We start from the raw sequence: 17415 nt of genomic DNA on the forward strand, positions 1-17415 counted from the left end.
GCGAGCAGGCTTGCCCTGCGTTGGGCTGCGAAGCGGCCCCAGTAAAGGCACTGCAATTTTCCTGAAAGAACTCAGCGACTGGGTTTGGGGCTGCTTCGCAGCCCAACGCAGGGCAAGCCTGCTCGCCACAGGAGAAATTGGCGGCCTTCAAAAGTTGTGTAGATACCTATGNAGCGACTGGGTTTGGGGCTGCTTCGCAGCCCAACGCAGGGCAAGCCTGCTCGCCACAGGAGAAATTGGCGGCCTTCAAAAGTTGTGTAGATACCTATGGCTATCGCAGGCAAGCCAGCTCCCACATTTTGATTTGCATTCCAAGTGTGGGAGCGGGCTTGCTCGCGAAGAGGCCCTCAAGGACACCCCACATCACAATCCCATCTGCTTGCTGATGATCTCGTTCATCACCTCACGGGTACCACCGCCAATCGACAGAATGCGGTTATCCCGATACAGCCGCTCCACCAGGCTGCCACGCATATACCCCTGGCCACCCAGAATCTGCACAGCGTCATAGGTCACCCGATCCGCCGTATCCGTGGCCAGGTTCTTGGCCATGGAAATCTCCTTGATCACACTCTTGCCGGCCGCCATCTTCGCTGCCTGGCGGTAGGTGAACTCGCGGGAGACTTCCACTGCGGTGGCCATTTCCGCCAGCCGATGCTTGAGTACCTGGAATTTGCCGATGGGTTTGCCGAAGGCTTCGCGCTGGCTCGCCCACTTGAGGCTTTCTTCCAGGGCCAACTGCGCGGTCATGTTCGCCATCAGTGCCAGCGCCAGGCGTTCGCTCTGAAAGTTGCCCATGATGCAGGCAAAGCCCATGTTCTCGACGCCGATCAAGTTGCCCACAGGTACTCGGCAATCGTCGAAGAACAGCTCAGCCGTGTCCGACGCCCACCAGCCCATTTTCTTCAACGGTTGGCCGACGGTGAACCCTGGCGTGTGTTTTTCGATCAGCAACAGGCTGATGCCGCCGAAGCCCGGCCCGCCGGTGCGCACGGCCACCGTATAGAAGTCGGCGCGAACGCCGCTGGTGATAAAGGTTTTGCTGCCGCTGACGCGATAAAAGTCGCCATCTAAAATAGCGCGGGTTTGCAGGTTGGCCACATCGGAGCCGCCACCGGGCTCGGTGACGGCCAGGGCGATGATCTTCTCACCGGCCAGCACTTGAGGCGCAACACGCTCACGTAGCTGCGGCCGCGCCCATTTGACGACAGGCGGCAGGCCGATATCCAGCGAGCCCAGGCCCGCGACCACGCCACCCGAACCGCAACGCATCAACTCTTCGCTGGCGGCGACCTTGGCGAACAGGTCGCCTTCGTGGCTGCCGCCCAGGCTTTCGGGGTAGCCGATGCCCAGGATCCCCGCCGCGCCCGCCTTGAGGTACAGCTCGCGGGGAAAGCCCTCGGCCTCCTCCCATTGCTCGATGCCCGGCAACATCTCGCGCTCGACAAAACGGCGCACGCTGTCGCGGACCAATTGGTGGCTGGGGTCGAAGTAGTCCTGATAGGCAGACATCGGCAAGCTCCACGGTGAGGTGGAGAGAACTTACCAAGCGCTTGCTTGGTTATCAAGTGCAGCGAGATTTAGCCTGATCGTTCCCGCGCTCTGCGTGGGAATGCATCCCGTGACGCTCCGCGTCACTACTTTAGAGCGGACGCAGAGCGTCCATGACGGCGTTCCCACGCAGAGCGTGGGAACGATCTGTAGCTCCCACATTTTAGAGCGCGATCGGCTTGCGACCGGCAAACGAATGCGCGAGCGTGCCGCCATCCACCAATTCCAGCTCGCCGCCCAACGGCACGCCATGGGCGATACGCGAGGTGATCAAGCCTTTGTTGGTCAGCAACTGGGCGATGTAATGCGCGGTCGCCTCGCCTTCCACCGTCGGGTTGGTTGCCAGAATCACCTCGGTAAACGTGCCCTGCTCTTCAATGCGCGTCACCAGTTGCGGGATGCCGATGGCTTCCGGCCCCAGGCCGTCAAGCGGCGAAAGGTGCCCCTTGAGCACGAAGTAGCGCCCGCGATAGCCCGTCTGCTCGACGGCGTACACGTCCATCGGCCCTTCCACCACACACAGCAGCGTGTCGTCGCGGCGCGGGTCCGCGCATTGCGGGCACAGGTCTTCTTCGGTCAGGGTGCGGCACTGGCGGCAGTGACCCACGCCGGTCATGGCCTGGCTCAAGGCCTGGGCCAACCGCGTGCCGCCGCTGCGATCACGCTCCAGCAGTTGCAGCGCCATACGCTGGGCGGTTTTCTGGCCCACGCCCGGCAAAGTGCGCAGGGCGTCGATCAGTTGGCGAATCAGGGGGCTAAAGCTCATGGGCGAAGGGTCCGACAAAACAACGAGACGCGGTTTATACCCGCGCCTCGGATTAGCGTCAAATGCTCAATACTGCGCGACGCGCACCACCAACTTGCCGAAGTTGCGCCCCTCGAGCAAACCGATAAAGGCTTCGGGTGCCTGTTCCAGGCCATCGACCACGTCTTCGCGGAACTTGATCTTGCCGTCGCGCACCCACGGCGCCATGGCGCTGAGGAATTCGGGCTGGCGATCGCCATAATCGTCGAACACGATAAAACCCTGGATGCGCACGCGCTTGGTCAACAAGGTACGTTGCAGTGCTGGCAGCCGATCAGGACCGCTGGGGGCTTCATGGGCGTTGTAACCGGCGATCAGGCCGCACAGCGGAATGCGTGCCTTGGGGTTGAGCAGCGGCAGCACGGCGTCGAAGACTTTGCCGCCGACGTTTTCAAAGTAGATATCCACGCCTTTGAAACAGGCCAACGCCAGCTCATGGGCAAAATCGGCGCTCTTGTGGTCGATACAGGCGTCAAAGCCCAGCTCATCGACCACGTAGCGGCACTTGTCCGCGCCGCCGGCAATACCCACCACGCGCAAACCCTTGAGCTTGGCCACCTGCCCGACCACCGAACCCACCGCGCCGGAGGCAGCCGCCACCACCAGGGTTTCGCCGGCCTTGGGCTGGCCGATATCCATCAGGCCCATGTACGCGGTCATGCCAGGCATACCCAATACACCCAGCGCCATCGAGGGGCTGGCCAGGCCTTTGGGCAGCGGGATCAGGTTGTTTCCGTCTGAGATGCTATGGCTCTGCCAGCCGGTGGAACCCACCACAAGATCACCCGCTGCGAATTTCGGGTTACGCGATTGCTCGATACGGCTGACAGCACCACCGGTCATCACTTCGTCGATTTCCACCGGAGCTGCGTAGGACGGCGCGTCACTCATGCGCCCACGCATGTAGGGATCGAGGGACAGGTACAGGGTTTTGAGCAGCACCTGGCCATCTGCCAATTCCGGCAGGTTCACGCGTTCCAGGCGAAAGTTTTCCGGTGTCGGCGCGCCTTGCGGGCGCGAGACCAGGACAATACGCTGGTTAAGAATGGGTTCTTGAGGCATGAGGGGCTCCTTTAACGAATCTTTCGGTATAGGGTGCAGACCCTGCGTGCCGTGTCAGGGTTCATATTAGACGCGCAGCGTCTTGGGGCGGCATTCCCACGCAGAGCGTGGGAACGATCACACCACAAACAAAAATGCCAGGCGCGATGCCTGGCATTTGAGTCTAGCTAACGCTGCACAATCAGAACGGCAGCTTCATGCCCGGCGGCAGTTGCATGCCGGCGGTGACGCCACCCATTTTTTCCTGGCTGTTGGCTTCGATCTTGCGCACGGCGTCGTTGACGGCCGCGGCGAACAGCGCTTCGAGCATTTCCAGGTCATCTTCGCCCACGCCTGGCAAAACGCTTGGGTCGATGCTTACGCGCTTGATGTCGTGACGACCGGTCATCACCACGCTGACCATATCGCCACCGGCTTTACCGGTGACTTCGGCGTTGGCCAGTTCTTCCTGCATCTTGGCCATCTTTTCCTGCATCTGCTGCGCCTGCTTCATCAGGCCGGCCATGCCACCTTTCATCATGGGAATCACCTCAAAGTACGTGGATCAATCAATTAGTAGCCCGGTTTTATGACGCTTGGGGCACCGGGGCTTCGACAGGTTCAATAGTATCGTGACGCACCACTGCACCGAACTGTTGCATCAACTGCTGGATAAGCGGATCGCCATGGATCGAGTCTTCGGCCTCACGCTGACGGTTGATGCGCTTACGAGTCGCCGCCTGGGCCGGGGTTTCCTGCTCCGGCTTGATCAGTTCGATGGCGATGGTCAACGTGCGTGCATGGTATTGGTTCAGCGCATCGTTGAGTCGGCGTTGCTGGGTCGCGTTGAACAAGGCGCTGTGGGCCGGGTCCAGGTGCAACAGCCAGTGGTCGCCCTCGATGGAAATCAAGGTGCAGTTGGCAGCGATGCTGCCGGTCATGCCGGAGATTGGCAATTTAGGAAACAATTCCAACCATTGCAACGCCAGGCCGGTGGCCGGGGCGGCAGCGGGTTCCGCTTCGGGCTCGGGGGCCGGCTCGGCGGTGTGCTCGCTGGCCAGGTCGTCCAGGTAGCTGTAGGCCGAATCCATGTCCGGCTCGATGTAATCTTCGTCCAGCGGCGGCTCGTCATCGAGGTCGATACCCGGCGTAGCGGCGTCCACCTGCGCAACAGTCGGCTCGGGGACCGGCGCCGACACCCATTCCGGCGCGTCAGGGACCGCGCTGTCCGGGGTCGGCGTGGGCATCGGCGTCAGCTCGGGCTGCTCGCCGGTGGTTTCCAGCACGGGTTCCACGGCGGGCACTTGCTCGACTTCAGGTTCAGGCTCAGGTTCAGCTTCTGCGTCTACCGGATCGTTCCAGGGCAGGTCAACCACCGGCGCGGGAGCAGGTTCAGGCTCAACCACCGGCGCGGGTTCGATCACCGGCGCGGCAACCACAGGCTCGGGCGTCGGCGCAGGTGCAGGTGCAGCAACTACTGGCGCGACTACCGCCGCGCCAGCCACTGGTTTGGCGGAATCAACTGTGGCCTGGCTGATCCCCACTGGCTTTAGCGGCTGTCTCGGTGCGTCTGCCGAGTCGGCGGGCCGGAAGGCCAGCATCCGCAGCAAGACCATTTCAAAGCCGCCGCGCGGGTCTGGCGCCAGAGGCAGATCCCGGCGACCGATCAGGCCCATCTGGTAATAAAACTGCACGTCTTCGGCCGGCAACGCCTGGGCCAGCGCCAACACGCGGTCGCGGTCGCCATGGCCGTTGTCGACACCTTCGGGCAATGCCTGGGCGATGGCCACGCGGTGCAGCACATTGAGGATTTCCGAGAGCACGCCATTCCAGTCCGGGCCTTGCTCCGACAAATGGCGCACGGCTTCGAGCAACGCCTTGGCGTCACCTTCGATCAGCGCATGCAGCACGTCGAACACCTGACCGTGGTCCAGCGTGCCAAGCATGGCGCGCACATCCGCGGCCATAACCTTGCCTTCACCAAAGGCGATAGCCTGGTCGGTGAGGCTCATGGCGTCACGCATCGAACCATCGGCAGCGCGGCCAAGCAGCCACAACGCGTCGTCTTCGAACGGTACGTTCTCGACGCCGAGCACATGGGTCAAATGCTCGACCACGCGCTCGGGCGTCATGTTTTTCAGGGAAAACTGCAGGCACCGCGACAAAATCGTTGCAGGAAGTTTCTGCGGGTCAGTGGTGGCCAGGATGAACTTAACGTAGGGCGGCGGCTCTTCCAGGGTTTTCAACAGTGCGTTGAAGGAATGGCTGGAGAGCATGTGCACTTCGTCGATCAGGTAGACCTTGAAGCGCCCACGGCTCGGCGCGTACTGCACATTGTCGAGCAGCTCGCGGGTGTCTTCGACCTTGGTGCGGCTCGCGGCGTCGATCTCGATCAGGTCGACAAAACGCCCCTCGTCGATCTCGCGGCATACCGAACAGGTGCCGCAGGGTGTCGACGTGATGCCGGTTTCACAGTTCAGGCACTTGGCAATAATGCGCGCGATAGTGGTCTTGCCGACCCCGCGAGTACCGGTGAACAGGTAGGCGTGGTGCAGCCGTTGGCTGTCCAAGGCATTGATCAGAGCCTTGAGCACATGGGTCTGGCCGACCATTTCGCGGAACGAGCGCGGGCGCCATTTACGTGCAAGAACCTGATAACTCATCGAAAACCGTCGCAACTGGGAAGCGGAAGCCGGTAATGCTAGCGGAGCAAGGGGGAAATTGCATCCGGCACGCTCGTCTAATCTGACTAAGCTCTCCTGAATGGCCCCACAAAGGCCTGAACCCGGAGAGTGTATGCGCGTAGTCCTGGGCGCTTTATGGATGATTTCCGTAGTTAGCCTTGCGGCGCCCGCGCCGTTGCGCTTTGCGGTTTCCGACAGCTGGGCAATGCCCATGGCCCAGATAGAGGGCGACCAGCCCACCCAGGGCATTTTGTATGACTTGATGTTGAGCCTGGCCACCCAGGTCGGGCGCCCGGCCGAGTTCCATGTGTTGGCGCGGGCACGTCTGGCCAGTGCCATGGAGCGCGGTGAGGTCGATGTGCGCTGCTATGTCGCCCAGGATTGGCTCGGCAACCTGTCCGGGGACTACACCTGGAGCGTGCCCTTGATGGTGCAGCGCAATGTGTTGGCCAGTGCCCACGCGCCGCCTGTTCAGGTGGCCACGTTGGCACCCCAGGCCATTGGCACGGTGCTCAACTACCGCTATGCCGTGCTCGAACCGCTGTTCGCCAGCGGCCAACTGACCCGCGACGATTCGCGCAGCGAGGAGTTGGTGCTGCACAAGCTGGTGGCTGCGCGCTTCGAATACGCCGTGATCAACGAATGGACCCTGGACCGTTTCAACCTGAAAGTGCCCCCAAGCCTGCGGCTGCACAACGTCGCGGTGATCGACGAGCAAAACCTGGGCTGCATCGTGCGCAATGACCCGAACGTGCCGGTGCAACGAATCTTGCGCACGCTGCTACGGATGAAAATGTCGGGCGAGATCGACGACCTGATCAAACTGTACACCGGGGAAAATGCGCGACCGCTGCGCACTCCTTACAAAAGCTCTCCTGACAAGAACACTCCTGACAAAAACTGACAGTGCCGCGCCATAGACTGGGCTCCCTTAACCGCCCGCTCTCAAGGAGCCTGCATGCACACCGTCGCCCATTACTTTTTGCTCTACGTCGACAGCCCGGCCACCAGCGCCAACTTCTATAGCCGCCTGCTGGGCAAGCCGCCCGTGGAGCTGAACCCGACGTTCGCCCTGTTCATTCTCGACAACGGCGTCAAGCTGGGGCTGTGGTCGCGTCATACCGTGGAGCCTGCGGCCCACCTCACCGGCGGCGGCGGTGAGGTCGGTTTTTCGCTGGCGGACCCAGCCGCCGTGGACACCCTGCACGCTCAGTGGGTAGAACGCGGCGCGACCATCATCCAGTCACCGACCCACCTGGACTTCGGCTACACCTTTGTCGCCGAGGACCTCGACGGCCACCGGCTGCGCGCGTTCAGCCTGAGCGATTGAGCGCCAGCGCCCTTCAAGGCTGATGGCGGCGACACTGGCCAGCACGATCACCGCGCCCAGTATCACTTGCAGGGCAATGTGCTCGCCCAGCAGGGTCGACGCCATCAGCATGGCCACCGGCGGAATCAGGTACATCGCCACCGAGGCGCGGCTGACGTCCACGTGCTTGAGTACATAACCCCAGGCCAGGTACGCCAGGGCGCTGGGAAAAATCCCCAATACCAGCACCGACAGGTTCTCCGGCAACGGCGCCTGGGCCACGGCAGCCGGCAAGCCCGGCAGGTTCACGCACAGCATCAAGGTGCCCGCCCACACCATGTAGCACGCCATGGTCAGTGGGCTGTAGCGATGGGCGTAGTGCTTCTGGATGGCGAAATACACGCTCCACGACACGGCAGCCAGCAGGATCAGCAAGCCGCGCGGGTCGATATCACCGACGCCATGATCGCGCCAGATCACCACCAGCACACCGAACAAGCCGAGCAAGACGCAGCCCCAACGCCAGAGGCTGACCCGTTCTTTCAAACAGAAAAACGCGATTACCACACTGAACAGCGGCGCCGATTGCGCCAGCACACTCGATGCCGCCGCCGTCACCCACTGTTGCCCGTAGTTGAGGCTGGTGTGGTGCAGGAACACGCCGAAAAACCCCAACACCATCAACCAAGGCAAATCCCGCACACGCGGCCGGCCGATGCCTGCCGCCAGGGCGATGCCGCCCATGAACACCGAGGCGATCAAAAACCTCAGCAGCGCCAATTGGCCGGGGCTGTAGCTGTGCAGCCCCATGTGCACGCCAATCGGCGAATAGGCCCAACAGAGAATCACGCCAGCGATGACTAGCGTAAGCTTTACGGGTGACGGGGCATTCATCGACGGCATCCAGATACTGAGAAGGAATACCGTCAGTCTTGAGCCGCGCAAGGCGCAGGACAATTAAGCGTTTCTGACTTCTGAAATCATTGGAACTGAGCAATGGAACTGGCCCAACTGAAAATGGTGCGCGCCGTGGCCCAAACCGGCAGCGTGGCCCAGGCCGCGCTGCAACTGCACTGCGTGCCATCCAACATCACCACGCGCATCAAGCAGCTGGAAAGCGAGTTGGGCACGCCGCTGTTTATTCGCGCTGGCCGTGGGCTGGCCATCAGCGCCGCCGGGGAAATCTTCCTCGATTACTGTGAGCGCATCCTGGCCCTGGTGGATGAATCCAAGCGCGCAGTGGATGCCAACGCGATTCCACGTGGCACGCTGCGCATCGGCGCGGTGGAATCCAGCGCCAGCGGCCGCCTGCCGCCGCTGCTGGCCGAATACCACCGGCGCTACCCGGACGTCAGCCTGGAGCTGGTCACCGGCGCCTGGGCGCAACTGCTCGACGACCTGCAACACCACCGTATCGATGTGGCGCTGGTGGCCTCAGGCGGCAAGCGCGCCAAGCTCGAACACAGCGTGGTCTACAGTGAACGCCTGGTGCTGATCGCCAGCGCCTCCAGCGCGCCGATCAACAGTGCCGAAGACTTGGCAGGCCGCACCTTGCTGGTGTGGCCGCCCGGTTGTCCGTATCGCGCGGCGCTGGAGAACTGGATCAAACCGCACGCCTTCAAGCCGAGCATCGCCAGCTATGCCAGTTGGGGCACGATCATCGGCTGCGTCAGTGCGGGAATTGGCGTGGCCTTGGCGCCGGAAGGCATCCTGGCCCGCTATGAGCAGGCCAACCAACTGGCGTCCTACCGGTTCGAGGAATTACAGGCCGTGGACAACCTGCTGTTCTGGCACACAGACACCCAGCGCCACCTGGCGCGGGATGCGTTTGCCGGGCTGCTGCGGGAGACGTTTGGCTAGTCGGCTTGCGGCGCAGCCAAGCGTGCGTACTGGTTTTGGCTGATCCAGCCGGTGTAGGTATGGTCTTTGGCATTGGTGAATTCGACCTCTGCCCAGCCGTCCTTGAACGCCAGCACGCCGACCACATCGTCCTTGACGATATACGCGCGTTTGGCCGCTTCAGCGCCTGGTTTTTTCAGCAGGTAAGCCTTGTCGGCCGTCACGGTCACCAGGCCGATCCATTGCTTGCTGGCCGTTTGGGCCAGGTCCAGGCCGGTGGCGATTTCCGGCATCAGCACGCTGATGCAACCGGGATGCTCGCGCCCCTGCTCCACCGTCAAGGTCACGCCGTCGGAGGACGCTGCGACGCTGCCAGGGTAGGCCTTGTCTAGCCAGGTGGTGAGCGCTTCAGGCTGGCCTTGCAGGTAAAACGTGCAGCTGCGGGTCACACCCTCGCCCAGTTCTTCTGCGTAGTAGCCTTCGACCTGATGCTCAGGGGTGACCGCCAGCATCAATCCCTCGTATTTACCAGAATGCAGCTCAGCGGCACCTGCCAACGCGGGCACCAAGGCGCACAACGACAACACACTCATCGCTAGAAAACGGCTCATCTTATTTCTTCCCTTCCAATGCTTCGTAGGCCTTTTTGATACGGCTGTCGTAGTCACCGTAATCCTTGCCGTTATAGTTACGCGCCATGGCCACGTAGTCTTTATCTTTCATGGCCTTGATCAGGGCCGGGCTCTGGCTGCAAAAACCAATAAACGCTTTTAATTGGTTACCGGCATTGACCTTCAGGGCGGCAGCAAATTCAAACACCGTCTTGTAACCGCAGGAGGTGTAGTTGAACCCCATTATTTGAAACATGCCCCAGGACGCCGACATCAATGCCGCCTCCTGGTCCAGCGCAAACGCTGTGGCCATGGTCTCCCAGGCTTTGGTCTGGTCCTTGTTATTGACCTGCCACTGCGGCCCGGCCTTTCTCACGTAGATATAAGACAGCAGCGGGTGCGCCTGATCGTAGATGTGCTTGGTGTACTTGCGAAACAAGTGGCCTTCAAAGGCAATCACCGGCAACTTGGCCGGCCCGAACCCGGAACGCCCGCCGGATTCGACCGTGGCGAAAGCCTTGATGATATTCACCGAAATGCCGCTGCCCAACTGGGTGGCAGCGCTCTGAAAGTCGGTATCGGTCAGCGTCATGCCGCCATCGCACGTGGCCTGGAGCATCAGCTGCCGGTTGCGCCGCTCGGCCTCGATGGTCGCGCGCATGCGCTCCAGGTACACATTGACCGTGGCCTGGACCGCATCGCCGCCGTTATTGCCAAACGCGTTGAGAAAGCTCGGAATGCGCATCGCCGGGAAGGCTTTTACCGGCACTTTCACCGCTTCTTCGATCAGGCTGTTGAAGGTTCGGCCGGTGGGGTCGATCACGCCATCGGGGTGCGCATATTTGAGATGCCGGAACTGATACTGGCTGATGCACTGCACCAATTGCCCATCGCACTTACCGTTTTCGGCCAGCGCAAAGCCCATCTTGGGAATGATCAAATTGAATAAATACTGAATGCACTGAACATCGGCGGGCAAATTGCGCGCTTTACCCGGCGCGCCCACTGAAGCGCTGATAAGACGGGGCAACCCTGGCAGGCTTTTCATCACAGACATCCTTGTTAGTTAAGGAAGTGATAGCACTTCAATATCAGCGCTGCACACTTGTCATAACACACTTGTCATAACTTGAAACAAGTGGCTGCGCGAAACTAACAAGATGGTTTTGGCTTGTCCAGTAGACCACCTCAACGGTGTGAGGCAGCCAGCAGGTACGGCTATTTTTTTCGTTCCAGCGCCTCGAAGGCTTTTCGGATGCGCCGGTCGTAGTCGCCATAGTCTTCGCCGTTGTAATGACGCGCCATGCCGGTAAAGTCCTTGTTCCTCATGGCCTTGAGCAACGCAGGGGTTTTGCGGCAAAAGCTGACGAACGCCATCAATTGTTGGCTGGCATTGAGTTTCTGTGCGGTGACAAACTCAAACACGCTTTTGTAACCACACAGGGCAAAGTTGAACCCCATGATCTGAAACATGCCGTAGGACGCCGACATCAGCGCTGCCTTCTGATCCAGCGTGAACGCAGCGACCAGTGTCTGCCAGGCCTTGGCTTGATCCTTGTTATTGGCCCGCCATTGCGGCCCGGCCTTTTCCAGATAGGGGTAGGACAAAAAGGGGTAGGCCCTGTCGTACTTATGTTGAGTGTACTTGCGGAAGATATGGCCCTCGAAGGCGATAACCGGCAACCTGGCCAGCCCGAACCCGGAACGCCCACCGGACTCGACCGTCGCGAACGCCTTGATCAGATTCACCGAAATACCGTTGCCCAGCACTGCGGCCGCGTTCTGAAAGTCAGCCTCGGTCAGGGCGATTTGACCGTCACAGGTGGGCCTGCTGATTAACGGCGGGTCGGCAGGGACAACGGCAGTGGCTTTGCCTGCATCGTCGACCAGGCTCTTGAACGTCCGACCGCCAGGGTCAATCACACCATCAGGTTTGCTGACCTTCAGGCGATTCGCCTGATAGGCACTGATGCGCTGCAACAACAGCGGGCCGCACTTGCCGTCTTCCACCAAGGGCACTGCGGGCTCAATCAGATTAAACAGGTGCTGAATGCATCGAACATCGGCAGGCAGGTTCTGCGCTTTGCCCGGGGTGCCGACTGAAGCACTGATAATGGCGGGTAAAACTGGAAGGCTGGACATGGCAATCATCCTTGTTGATCAAGGGAGTGCCATCACTTCTTTACTACTCCAGCACTGGGTCGCTTACAAGAATGACGCTAGCAGGCCGCTGAATGTTTTCCAGCACAAAGCCGCCATCGCTGCGCAAAAATGCCAGATGAACGAGTAAAAGCGTGTTTGATTTGAAACAGGAGGGGCGTCACAAGGAAGAGCGTTATGGAGGCAACCCCACCAGCCACACCCCGGCACACAATGTTCCCGCTGTGGCTGCTGCCTTCCGGCTCTGACCAGGTTCACGGGTAATCGTTGCGGGGGGACCGATGGGGTCACCATAACGACGCTGGCCTCTCGGCAAGCCGCGCCATTGTACCGATCTCATCGGAAGTTACAACCATTGGTTCCGGATTAAAAATATCAAGGGGCTCAAGCACTTGTCCTCAACCTCGATAACCTGCCAGAACCCTGTGGGAGACGGGCTTGCCCGCGATTGCGGTGTATCAGTTGGGGCATTCGTTGGCTGACACAGCGCAACGCACCCTAGGCATCTACCCAACTTCTGTGGCAAGTGGGCTGTTGTGGCGAGCAGGCTTGCCCTGCGTTGGGCTGCGCAACAGCCCTAAAAACAGGTTCAGCGTTCTTTCAGGAGTACCTCGGTGTCTACACTGGGGCTGCTGCGCAGCCCAACGCAGGGCAAGCCTGCTCGCCACAGAGAAATATGGCAGCTTTAAAAATTGTGTAGATACCTATCTCTCACCTTGGGCAGATTACTGTGCTTGCACCACTTCATCGGCCCTGCCGCCCTCCTCCTGAATTACCAAATGAATGAAATGCAGCTTGGCGATCACCGCCGGCGGCAACACAAAGGGGTAGAAATCCGGCTGGCCCATGCTGCGTGACAGTTCGTTGAGCATGCCGGCCAGTTCGATCCAGGCGTTGACGAACGACAGGAAGGCCGGGCCGCCAGGGTGTTCGGGCTCAAAGAGCGTGGCCAGCGGGAACGGCTGGTAATCCAGGTCCATCTCGCGGGCGCTCATGCCAAAGCCCAGCGCGGTGTCGACGGCATCCATCATATGCAGGTAGTGAGCCCAGGTTTCGGCCCAGTCTTCCCAAGGGTGCATGGTCGCGTAGGCGCTGACGCAGGTTTGCTGCCAGTCGGGGCGCGGGCCGTTTTGGTAATGCTGGTCGAGTGCCTCGGCGTAACTGGCGCGTTCGTCGCCAAACAGGCGGCGAAACGGTTCAAGCCAATGGCTGTTGGCAATCAGCCGATCCCAATAGTAATGGCCGACTTCGTGGCGAAAATGGCCAAGTAACGTGCGATACGGCTCGCGCATTTGCACACGGACTTTCTCGCGGTGGGCGTCGTCGGCTTCCTTGATATCGAGGGTGACCAGGCCGTTGGCGTGGCCGGTGGTGGGTGCGTTGCCTTCAAGGTCGATGCCGATGAAATCGAAGGCCAGGCCGCTGTCTTCGTCAACACTTTTGGGCACCACTTGCAGGCCCAGGCTGATCAGTTGCGCCACCAACCGGCGCTTGGCGGTTTCGACTTTGCGCCAGCGTTCGGGGTTTTCCGGGATCGACAGGTCAGGGATGGTACGGTTGAGGCTACACGCCACGCACAGCGGCGCGGTGCTGTGGGCCGGAATCAGCCAGTTGCAGGCGGCTGGGGTGTCGAGGTTGGCGCAGCGACGGAAGGCGCCGGCGTCAAGGTTATCGTCCTGTAGCCATGTGCCAGCGACTGGGCCGGGCTGTAACGACGACAGCCGGCTTTGCTGGGGTTGATAGCCCAACAGCGCAGAACAGACCAGGCACTGGCTGTTGCGAAAGAACAGCGACTGGCCGCAGCGGCACTGCCACACCTTGCTGTTGCGCGAGGATCCGGCCACGAACGGTGCGGCGATGCGCGTACTGAGTTGCTCGAAGTAGCGGAACATGGCGATCTCTCCCTGGGTGACCAAGACTAGATCATTTACCGTGAAGGATCGTTCCCACGCGCGTGGGAATGCCTGCGGTGACGCTCTGCGTCACGAGGTTCAAGAGCAGACGCAGAGCGTCCAGGGCTGCATTCCCACGCGGAGCGTGGGAACGATCATCAGACGGTGATGTTGTGTTTGGCCAGGAAAGCGACGAAGGCCTCTTCGTCCAGCACCTTAAGGCCCAGCTCGGTGGCCTTGGCCAGCTTGGAGCCCGCGCCCGGCCCGGCGACCACGCAGTGGGTCTTGGCCGAGACGGAACCGGCCACCTTGGCGCCCAGGCTTTCGAGCTTGTCCTTGGCCACATCGCGGCTCATCAGCTCCAGGGAGCCGGTCAGCACCCAGGTATGCCCCGCTTCCGGCAAGCCTTCGACGACCTTCTTCTCGCTCTGCCAATGCATCCCGAAGTCTTTGAGCTGCTGCTCGATAGCCAGGGCATGGTTGGCATTGTCCGGGTTATCAAAAAACTCGCGCACCGCCTTGGCCTGCTTCTCGGGCAGCGCCTGGCGCATATCCAGCCAGTCTGCCTTGATCACGCCTTCGAGGCTTACGAACTTGTCGGCGAGTTTTTGCGCGGCGCCAGGCCCTACGCTGGGTACATGCAGCTTGTCGAGCAAGCCGCCCAGGGTGGTGCTGGCGGCGAATTCGGCGCTCAGGTCGCCCTGATCCTGCAATTGCAGGCCGCATTCATCCGGCGACAGCAGCGCGCCAATCACGTCCTGGTTATGGCTGTCTTCAAAGAAGCTGTGAATCTCGTGGGCCACTTCCAGGCCCACGTCCGGCAAGTACGTCAGCACTTCGGGCAAAGCCTGCTGCACGCGCTCCAGGGACGCCAGCGAGCGCGCGAGCACCTTGGCGGTCTCCTCGCCCACATCCGGAATGCCCAAGGCGTAGATAAACCGCGCCAGGGTCGGCGTCTTGCTGTTTTCGATGGCGGTGATCAGCTTTTTGCTGGAAATATCGGCAAAGCCTTCCAGGTCGATGATCTGCTCGTATTTGAGCTTGTAGAGGTCAGCCGGCGAGCCGATAAGCTTTTCATCCACCAACTGCTCGATGGTTTTGTCGCCCAGGCCGTCAATGTCCATGGCGCGGCGCGACACAAAATGGATGATCGCCTGCTTGAGCTGCGCGCCACAGGCCAGGCGCCCGACGCAGCGGTACACCGCGCCTTCGCTGACGGTTTCCTTGCCCTTGCTGCGCTTGACCAGTTGCGTACGCTCCACATGGGAGCCGCACACCGGGCAGCTTTGCGGGATTTGCACGGCGCGGGCGTTTTCCGGACGGCGCTCGGTGACCACCGAGACGACTTGCGGGATCACATCACCGGCACGGCGAATGATCACGGTGTCACCGATCATCAGGCCCAGGCGTGCGACTTCGTCCATGTTGTGCAATGTGGCATTGGACACGGTGACTCCGGCGACCTTGACCGGCTTCAAGCGCGCCACCGGCGTTACCGCGCCGGTGCGGCCCACCTGGAATTCCACGTCGAGCAGTTCGGTCAGCTCTTCCATGGCCGGGAATTTATGCGCGATGGCCCAGCGTGGCTCACGGGCGCGGAAGCCCAACTCACGCTGGGAAGCAATGCTGTTGACCTTGAACACCACGCCGTCGATCTCGTACGGCAGGCTGTTACGCCGCTCGCCGATATCACGGTAATACGCCAGGCAATCCTGAATCCCATTGGCCAACTTCAGCTCATGGCTGATCGGCATGCCCCACTTCTGCAGTTGCTGCAGGTTGCCGATATGGGTGTCGCTGATGTCGGTGGTCACGCCATAGCAGCAGAACTCCAGCGGACGGCTGGCGGTGATCTTCGAGTCCAGTTGACGCAGGCTGCCGGCGGCGGCATTACGCGGGTTGGCGAAGGTCTTGCCGCCCACTTCCAGCTGCGAGGCGTTCAGCCGCTCGAAACCGGCCTTGGACATGAACACTTCGCCGCGCACTTCCAGGGTTGCCGGCCAGCCGCTGCCGTGCAGTTTCAACGGGATATTGCGCACGGTGCGCACGTTGACGCTGATGTCTTCACCCGTGGTGCCATCGCCGCGCGTGGCGCCGCGCACCAGCTCGCCGTCCTGATACAGCAGGCTGACCGCCAGGCCGTCGAGCTTGGGCTCGCAGCTGTATTCCACCGCCGCGCCGCCAAACAGATCACCCACCGGCAGGTCGAGACCTTCGGTCACCCGGCGATCAAATTCGAGCATGGTGGTTTCATCGAAGGCGTTGCCCAGGCTGAGCATCGCAATCTCGTGCTTGACCTGGGTAAACGCCGACAACGCCGCACTGCCGACCCGCTGCGTCGGTGAATCACGCGTCACCAGTTCCGGGTGCTCGGCCTCCAGGGCCTTGAGCTCATGAAACAGCCGGTCGTACTCGGCGTCGGGAATGCTCGGCTCGTCGAGAACGTGGTAACGGTAGTTGTGCTGATCCAGTTCAGCGCGCAGTTCGAGGATGCGGGTGTGGGCGGCGGTCATGGGTGTTCTCTCATAAAGCAAAAGAGCAGCCGAAGCTGCTCAATATGTTAGTGCGCTTATTCTACTGACAACGCTGAAGACCAATCCTCAGCGTTTTTGTGTCAGGGCGCGACGCTCGAACTCGACGATGCGCTGACGGTAATGCTCGATGGTCTGGGCAGTCAGAACGCTGCGTTGGTCGTCCTTGAGCTCGCCGTTGAGTTCCTGGGAGAGCTTGCGGGCTGCGGCCACCATCACGTCGAACGCCTGTTTCGGGTGACGCGGGCCTGGCAGACCGAGGAAGAAGCTCACCGCCGGCGTGCTGAACAGGTCGATATCGTCCAGGTCGAAAGTGCCCGGCTTGACCGCGTTGGCCATGGAGAACAGCACCTCGCCGTTACCGGCCATGCTTTCGTGGCGGTGGAAAATATCCATCTCGCCAAAACGCAGGCCGCTTTCGAGGATGTTCTGCAAGAGTGCCGGGCCTTTGAAGCCGGCGGCGTCGCGGCAGATCACGCTGATCACCAAAACCTCTTCGGCGGCCGGCTGATCGTTTACCGACTGGCGCGCTGCAGGCTTGCCGACGTTTTCATCGGGGAAATCATCATCACGGCTGCTGAAGCTCGGGCCTTCGTCGACGTCGAGGTTCAGGTCGCCCTGATGCGGCTCGGCCACAGCGGCACTGGCGCGCTTGCCACGCTTGGACGACGGCTCGCGGGCTTCACGCACCGGCGCACTCATCGACGGCAAGTCGTGCTCGTCCAGTTGCGGTTCTTTATGGGTATCCAGCACACGGGGCGGCCCCAGCAGCTCGGCGCTGCCGTCGTCGTCGGGCAAGTTGGACAGGTTACGGTCCAGACGGAATTTGAGCTTGCCCTTGCCACCGCGCATGCGGCGCCAGCCATCAAAAAGAATACCGGCAATGACAATAATGCCGATGACGATCAGCCACTCGCGCAGACCGATTTCCATGTAATCCCGTGCCTCTAATAAAAAATGCTGAAAAATAAGGGGTTTAGCAACGTCCAAAC

At 61.0% G+C, this 17415-nt stretch carries 16 protein-coding genes and 1 other RNA gene; 4 read left to right on the forward strand and 13 right to left on the reverse strand.

Annotated features, from left to right (window positions below; translation table 11 throughout):
• Positions 1-363 precede the first annotated feature (363 nt).
• The 5 genes from ASE80_RS26480 to dnaX form a co-directional block, all read right to left on the reverse strand.
• Positions 364-1512, reverse strand: coding sequence for an acyl-CoA dehydrogenase family protein (locus tag ASE80_RS26480; RefSeq protein ID WP_056861533.1), 1149 nt, complete (start codon positions 1510-1512; stop codon positions 364-366).
• A gap of 202 nt (positions 1513-1714) precedes the next feature.
• On the reverse strand, positions 1715-2317 hold the full coding sequence (gene recR / locus ASE80_RS26485) for a recombination mediator RecR (RefSeq protein WP_017134798.1): 603 nt from the start codon (positions 2315-2317) through the stop codon (positions 1715-1717).
• 66 nt (positions 2318-2383) lie between these two features.
• Positions 2384-3418 carry an NADP-dependent oxidoreductase gene (locus ASE80_RS26490; RefSeq protein WP_056861534.1) on the reverse strand — a complete coding sequence of 345 codons (1035 nt, stop codon included), beginning with the start codon at positions 3416-3418 and terminating at the stop codon, positions 2384-2386.
• Positions 3419-3599: 181 nt separating this feature from the next.
• Positions 3600-3938, reverse strand: coding sequence for a YbaB/EbfC family nucleoid-associated protein (locus tag ASE80_RS26495; RefSeq protein WP_003175481.1), 339 nt, complete (start codon positions 3936-3938; stop codon positions 3600-3602).
• Between the two features lie 46 nt (positions 3939-3984).
• Entirely contained in the window at positions 3985-6060 is a 2076-nt protein-coding gene (gene dnaX, locus ASE80_RS26500) for a DNA polymerase III subunit gamma/tau (protein WP_056861535.1), read from the reverse strand.
• A gap of 133 nt (positions 6061-6193) precedes the next feature.
• On the opposite strand from dnaX, the gene ASE80_RS26505 reads away from it, so the two are divergent.
• Together ASE80_RS26505 and ASE80_RS26510 are read left to right on the forward strand one after the other, a co-directional pair.
• A complete protein-coding gene (locus ASE80_RS26505) occupies positions 6194-6985 on the forward strand; it encodes a substrate-binding periplasmic protein (RefSeq protein WP_056861536.1) in 792 nt (263 codons plus the stop codon).
• Between the two features lie 54 nt (positions 6986-7039).
• Positions 7040-7411, forward strand: a complete 372-nt coding sequence (locus tag ASE80_RS26510; protein ID WP_056861537.1) for a VOC family protein — start codon at positions 7040-7042, stop codon at positions 7409-7411.
• Here ASE80_RS26510 and ASE80_RS26515 read toward each other — a convergent pair.
• Positions 7325-8284, reverse strand: coding sequence for a DMT family transporter (locus ASE80_RS26515; RefSeq protein ID WP_056861538.1), 960 nt, complete (start codon positions 8282-8284; stop codon positions 7325-7327). The genes ASE80_RS26510 and ASE80_RS26515 overlap by 87 nt on opposite strands.
• Before the next feature lie 102 nt (positions 8285-8386).
• Here ASE80_RS26515 and ASE80_RS26520 point away from each other — a divergent pair, with 102 nt between their 5' ends.
• Positions 8387-9250: a LysR family transcriptional regulator gene (locus tag ASE80_RS26520; RefSeq protein ID WP_056861539.1), complete on the forward strand. Its 864-nt coding sequence runs from the start codon at positions 8387-8389 to the stop codon at positions 9248-9250.
• On the opposite strand, the gene ASE80_RS26525 is transcribed toward ASE80_RS26520, so the two are convergent.
• The 3 genes from ASE80_RS26525 to ASE80_RS26535 form a co-directional block, all read right to left on the reverse strand.
• On the reverse strand, positions 9247-9840 hold the full coding sequence (locus ASE80_RS26525; protein ID WP_056861540.1) for a hypothetical protein: 594 nt from the start codon (positions 9838-9840) through the stop codon (positions 9247-9249). The genes ASE80_RS26520 and ASE80_RS26525 overlap by 4 nt on opposite strands.
• A 1-nt stretch (position 9841) precedes the next feature.
• Positions 9842-10888, reverse strand: a complete 1047-nt coding sequence (locus ASE80_RS26530) for an N-acetylmuramidase family protein (RefSeq protein ID WP_056861541.1) — start codon at positions 10886-10888, stop codon at positions 9842-9844.
• Positions 10889-11058: 170 nt separating this feature from the next.
• Positions 11059-11982, reverse strand: a complete 924-nt coding sequence (locus tag ASE80_RS26535; RefSeq protein ID WP_056861542.1) for an N-acetylmuramidase family protein — start codon at positions 11980-11982, stop codon at positions 11059-11061.
• Here ASE80_RS26535 and ASE80_RS30965 point away from each other — a divergent pair.
• The gene (locus ASE80_RS30965; protein WP_156376424.1) at positions 11981-12130 is read left to right on the forward strand and encodes a hypothetical protein; all 150 of its coding nucleotides are present in this window, start codon (positions 11981-11983) and stop codon (positions 12128-12130) included. The two genes, ASE80_RS26535 and ASE80_RS30965, sit on opposite strands and share 2 nt — an antisense overlap.
• A 57-nt stretch (positions 12131-12187) precedes the next feature.
• On the opposite strand, the gene ffs is transcribed toward ASE80_RS30965, so the two are convergent.
• The 4 genes from ffs to zipA all read right to left on the reverse strand — a co-directional run bounded on the left by ffs (position 12188) and on the right by zipA (position 17356).
• An RNA gene (gene ffs / locus ASE80_RS30510) (signal recognition particle sRNA small type) lies at positions 12188-12284 on the reverse strand.
• A gap of 441 nt (positions 12285-12725) precedes the next feature.
• Positions 12726-13892, reverse strand: coding sequence for a zinc-binding metallopeptidase family protein (locus tag ASE80_RS26540; RefSeq protein WP_056861543.1), 1167 nt, complete (start codon positions 13890-13892; stop codon positions 12726-12728).
• A 158-nt stretch (positions 13893-14050) separates the two neighbouring features.
• A complete protein-coding gene (gene ligA / locus ASE80_RS26545; RefSeq protein ID WP_056861544.1) occupies positions 14051-16405 on the reverse strand; it encodes an NAD-dependent DNA ligase LigA in 2355 nt (784 codons plus the stop codon).
• A gap of 87 nt (positions 16406-16492) precedes the next feature.
• Positions 16493-17356: a cell division protein ZipA gene (gene zipA, locus ASE80_RS26550; RefSeq protein ID WP_056861545.1), complete on the reverse strand. Its 864-nt coding sequence runs from the start codon at positions 17354-17356 to the stop codon at positions 16493-16495.
• Positions 17357-17415 lie beyond the last annotated feature (59 nt).

Source organism: Pseudomonas sp. Leaf15 (assembly GCF_001421425.1).
In the GTDB taxonomy this organism is placed as follows: domain Bacteria; phylum Pseudomonadota; class Gammaproteobacteria; order Pseudomonadales; family Pseudomonadaceae; genus Aquipseudomonas; species Aquipseudomonas salomonii.

Bases quoted from the DNA above. Each gene is read 5' to 3' on its own strand.
- ASE80_RS26480 (WP_056861533.1), bottom strand. From the start codon at position 1,512: ATGTCTGCCTATCAGGACTACTTCGACCCCAGCCACCAATTGGTCCGC.
- ASE80_RS26535 (WP_056861542.1), bottom strand. From the start codon at position 11,982: ATGTCCAGCCTTCCAGTTTTACCCGCCATTATCAGTGCTTCAGTCGGC.
- ligA (WP_056861544.1), bottom strand. From the start codon at position 16,405: ATGACCGCCGCCCACACCCGCATCCTCGAACTGCGCGCTGAACTGGAT.
- ASE80_RS26520 (WP_056861539.1), top strand. From the start codon at position 8,387: ATGGAACTGGCCCAACTGAAAATGGTGCGCGCCGTGGCCCAAACCGGC.
- ASE80_RS26540 (WP_056861543.1), bottom strand. From the start codon at position 13,892: ATGTTCCGCTACTTCGAGCAACTCAGTACGCGCATCGCCGCACCGTTC.
- ASE80_RS26510 (WP_056861537.1), top strand. From the start codon at position 7,040: ATGCACACCGTCGCCCATTACTTTTTGCTCTACGTCGACAGCCCGGCC.
- ASE80_RS30965 (WP_156376424.1), top strand. From the start codon at position 11,981: ATGGCAATCATCCTTGTTGATCAAGGGAGTGCCATCACTTCTTTACTA.
- ASE80_RS26530 (WP_056861541.1), bottom strand. From the start codon at position 10,888: ATGAAAAGCCTGCCAGGGTTGCCCCGTCTTATCAGCGCTTCAGTGGGC.
- ASE80_RS26495 (WP_003175481.1), bottom strand. From the start codon at position 3,938: ATGATGAAAGGTGGCATGGCCGGCCTGATGAAGCAGGCGCAGCAGATG.
- zipA (WP_056861545.1), bottom strand. From the start codon at position 17,356: ATGGAAATCGGTCTGCGCGAGTGGCTGATCGTCATCGGCATTATTGTC.
- recR (WP_017134798.1), bottom strand. From the start codon at position 2,317: ATGAGCTTTAGCCCCCTGATTCGCCAACTGATCGACGCCCTGCGCACT.
- ASE80_RS26490 (WP_056861534.1), bottom strand. From the start codon at position 3,418: ATGCCTCAAGAACCCATTCTTAACCAGCGTATTGTCCTGGTCTCGCGC.
- dnaX (WP_056861535.1), bottom strand. From the start codon at position 6,060: ATGAGTTATCAGGTTCTTGCACGTAAATGGCGCCCGCGCTCGTTCCGC.
- ASE80_RS26515 (WP_056861538.1), bottom strand. From the start codon at position 8,284: ATGAATGCCCCGTCACCCGTAAAGCTTACGCTAGTCATCGCTGGCGTG.
- ASE80_RS26505 (WP_056861536.1), top strand. From the start codon at position 6,194: ATGCGCGTAGTCCTGGGCGCTTTATGGATGATTTCCGTAGTTAGCCTT.
- ASE80_RS26525 (WP_056861540.1), bottom strand. From the start codon at position 9,840: ATGAGCCGTTTTCTAGCGATGAGTGTGTTGTCGTTGTGCGCCTTGGTG.